The sequence below is a fragment of the Marinobacter halodurans genome, from assembly GCF_004327985.1.
Taxonomy (GTDB): Bacteria; Pseudomonadota; Gammaproteobacteria; order Pseudomonadales; family Oleiphilaceae; genus Marinobacter_A; species Marinobacter_A halodurans.
The window spans coordinates 1-3,178 of sequence record NZ_SJDL01000094.1 but is presented as its reverse complement, the minus strand read 5'-3'; the positions used below and the strand labels follow the sequence as shown (position 1 = coordinate 3,178).

Here is a 3,178-nt window from a genome sequence, read left to right as displayed (position 1 = left end):
TGGCCTTGCGAGAATCAGCGGTATTGGCGCTTGATATTGACTATTTTATGGTCAATTCCGGCCTTGCTGGATGGGCCGACCGAGACCGATGAATGGTTGGCTGTCTGAAAACGGCGTTTTTGCAGGGTCGACTAATTGGCCATTGCGCTCCAGTCTGGCGACATAGTCGAGCGTCTCCTGGCGCAACCGCAACCACTCATCGTGGGCCAGCCCGGCCAGGTCGGCTTCTGATTCGTAGGCGAGGCATAGATATTTCATGGCGTCGGGCATCCTCCTGCGAAATGGGTGGATTCCTGGCTTGTCGAGTGGCGCGTCTTCATATCGACAAGGGGCGGCGGGGCACGCGGGCAATCCGTAGTGGCCGCTATGGCATGACGTCCGCGCAATATGGATAATTTTGTTAGCACACTAATTGGTCGGCTCGGGCAATGACCGTGCCGCGTCCATCCTGTGCTATCCCTGGTGGGCGTTCCTGCCACCAGCCGGCCGGCGAGTGCGTCGGTTGCTCTCTCATGCTGTTGGCGGCCAGTGGCATCAATGACGGGGTTTGGCCCGGTTATCCCGGAAAACGCCTTTAATTCTGGTGCCATATACCTACGCTAATAGTGAATCATCTCATCACAAGGGACTGAACGAATGATCATTTTGTCGCTCATATTCCTGCTCCTCGGCTTGGTGCTGCTGGGCGGCGGCGTCTGGCTGATAACGCTGGGCGGGAGCTGGTATTACGCGCTTGCCGGCATTGTCCTGCTTGTCGTGGGCCTGTTGGCGCGGAACCGCCGCCGCCAGGCCCAGGTTCTCTACGCCCTGTTCCTGATTGTTACCGCCATCTGGGCCCTGTGGGAGTCCGGCTATGACTGGTGGCCACTGGCGACCCGCCTGGGGCTGTTCCTGGTTCTGGCCATCCCGCTGCTGTTCCTGGCCCGGGATGGCGGCAAGAGTGGGGTCATGGTGCTACTGCCGGTCTGGGTGGTTATCGGGCTGATCACGGTGTCCAGCATGGCGGTGGACCAGCACCGCATTGACGGCAACCTGAACACCGATGTCGTCATGAAGGACCCCAATATCGGCAAGACACCGGATGACAGCTGGCATGCCTACGGCCGGAGCAACATGGGGCAGCGCTTTTCACCGTTGAACCAGATCACCCCGGACAATGTGCAGAACCTGGAGCAGGCTTGGCAATACTCGACGGGCGATATCAAGGGTCCCAAGGATGTCGGCGAAACCACCTACGAGGCAACGCCCCTGAAAGTGGGCAACACGCTCTACATCTGTACGCCCCACAACTGGCTGGTGGCCCTGGACGCGGATACGGGCGAGAAACAGTGGGTCTACGACGCCAAGGTGCCGCCGGAAAGCATGCGCCAGCACCAGACCTGCCGCGGCGTGTCCTATTTGCCCCCGGCCAGTGGTGACCCGGACGCCATCGACGTGAAGGTGGCCAGTGAGCCGGCCGAGACCCTGGACAGCGTCCAGTGCGACGCCGAGCTGTTCCTGCCGACCTCCGATGCCCGGCTGCTGGCCCTCGATCCGGCCACCGGTGCGCGTTGCCGCAATTTCGCGGACGACGGTTCGCTCGACCTGATGCACAACATGCCCTACAAGCAGGACGGGTTCTACTACTCCACTTCGCCTCCCATGGTGGCCAATGGCGTGGTCGTGGTGGCCGGTTCGGTGAACGACAACTACGCCGTGAATTCACCGTCCGGTGTGATCCGTGCCTACGACGTGAAGACCGGCGAACTGAAGTGGAACTGGGATTCCGGCAATCCGGACGAAACCGCTCCGATTCCTGAAGGCGAAACCTACACCACCAGTTCGCCCAACAGCTGGTCGGTGGCCAGCGCGGACGAGGATCTGGGGCTGATCTATTTCCCGATGGGGAACCGGACGCCAGACCAGCTCGGTATGTACCGCACACCGGAGGAGGAGAAATACGCAGCGTCCGTGGTCGCCCTCAGCCTGGAGACGGGCCAGGTGGCCTGGGTACAGCAGTTCGTCCACCATGACCTGTGGGACATGGATACGCCGGCCCAGCCCGCGTTGCTCGACCTGAAAACCGACAAAGGCGTGCAGCCGGCCCTGGTCGTCCCCACCAAGCAGGGCGATGTGTATGTCCTGAATCGCAAGACCGGTGAGCCGATCGTGCCGATCTCCGAGCAGGAAGCGCCGCAGGGTACCATCGAAGGCGACCACGCCTCGCCGACGCAGCCGATTTCCGGTTTGACGTTCCGGCCGCCGACGCTGACGGAAGCGGACATGTGGGGCGCCACGCCGATCGACCAGATGATCTGTCGTATCGACTTCAAATCCCTGCGCTACGAGGGCCAGTACACGCCGCCGTCGGAGCAGGGCACCATCGTGTTCCCGGGTAACTTCGGCGTCTTCAACTGGGGCAGCATTGCGGTCGATCCCAAGCGTCAGGTCATGTTCGGTATGCCGTTGTACCTGGCGTTTACCTCGACACTGGTGCCGAAGGAGAATGCCGACCTGAGCAACGCCAACAAGGGTGAGGCTGGCCTGAACGCAAACGCCGGAGCCCCTTACGCGGTGAACATGAAGCCGTTCCTGTCGCCGCTGGGCGTCCCCTGTCAGCAACCGCCCTGGGGGTATGTGGCGGGTACCGACCTGCAGACCGGCAAGGTGGTCTGGAAGCACAAGAACGGTACGATCTATGACATGACGCCGCTGCCCCTGCCGATCCCGATGGGCATGCCCGGTATCGGTGGCCCGGTGATTACCGACGGTGGCGTGGTCTTCATGGCGGCGTCGGTAGACAACTTCATCCGCGGTTACGACCTCGCCTCCGGCAAGGAAATCTGGCGGGCCCGCCTGCCGGCCGGCGGCCAGGCCACTCCGATGACCTACCTCAACAGCAAGGGGGAGCAGATGGTGGTCCAGGTGGCTGGCGGTCACGGCTCCATCGGCACGACCATCGGTGACTATGTGGTTGCCTATAAGCTGAAAAAGTAGGTATACCGTAAAATGAGTGGATCCCGACCGGGACACTCAGATGCGTGAGAAACCCGGCCTCGTGCCGGGTTTTTCTTTGGTGCGCCAGGCATGGCGCGTAGCGCCTTGACGGGCGCTGTTCTGGTACAGGTGGTGCTGGCCGGATGACTTGGGGGTGCAAGTCCCCTGTGGGCCCGGTAAGGGGAACTACTAGCCGAACGGC

General features: G+C 61.9%; 2 protein-coding genes. One reads left to right on the top strand and one right to left on the bottom strand.

Annotated elements, in window-relative coordinates:
* Positions 1–51: 51 nt before the first annotated feature.
* Positions 52–258, bottom strand: a complete 207-nt coding sequence (locus tag EZI54_RS23340; RefSeq protein WP_131484258.1) for a hypothetical protein — start codon at positions 256–258, stop codon at positions 52–54.
* Positions 259–636: 378 nt separating this feature from the next.
* On the opposite strand from EZI54_RS23340, the gene EZI54_RS23335 reads away from it, so the two are divergent.
* On the top strand, positions 637–2,976 hold the full coding sequence (locus EZI54_RS23335; protein ID WP_131484257.1) for a glucose/quinate/shikimate family membrane-bound PQQ-dependent dehydrogenase: 2,340 nt from the start codon (positions 637–639) through the stop codon (positions 2,974–2,976).
* The last annotated feature ends 202 nt before the right edge of the window (positions 2,977–3,178 follow it).

Excerpts from the sequence above, each read along its gene's own strand:
- EZI54_RS23340 (WP_131484258.1), bottom strand. The coding sequence starts at position 258 with ATGAAATATCTATGCCTCGCCTACGAATCAGAAGCCGACCTGGCCGGG.
- EZI54_RS23335 (WP_131484257.1), top strand. The coding sequence starts at position 637 with ATGATCATTTTGTCGCTCATATTCCTGCTCCTCGGCTTGGTGCTGCTG.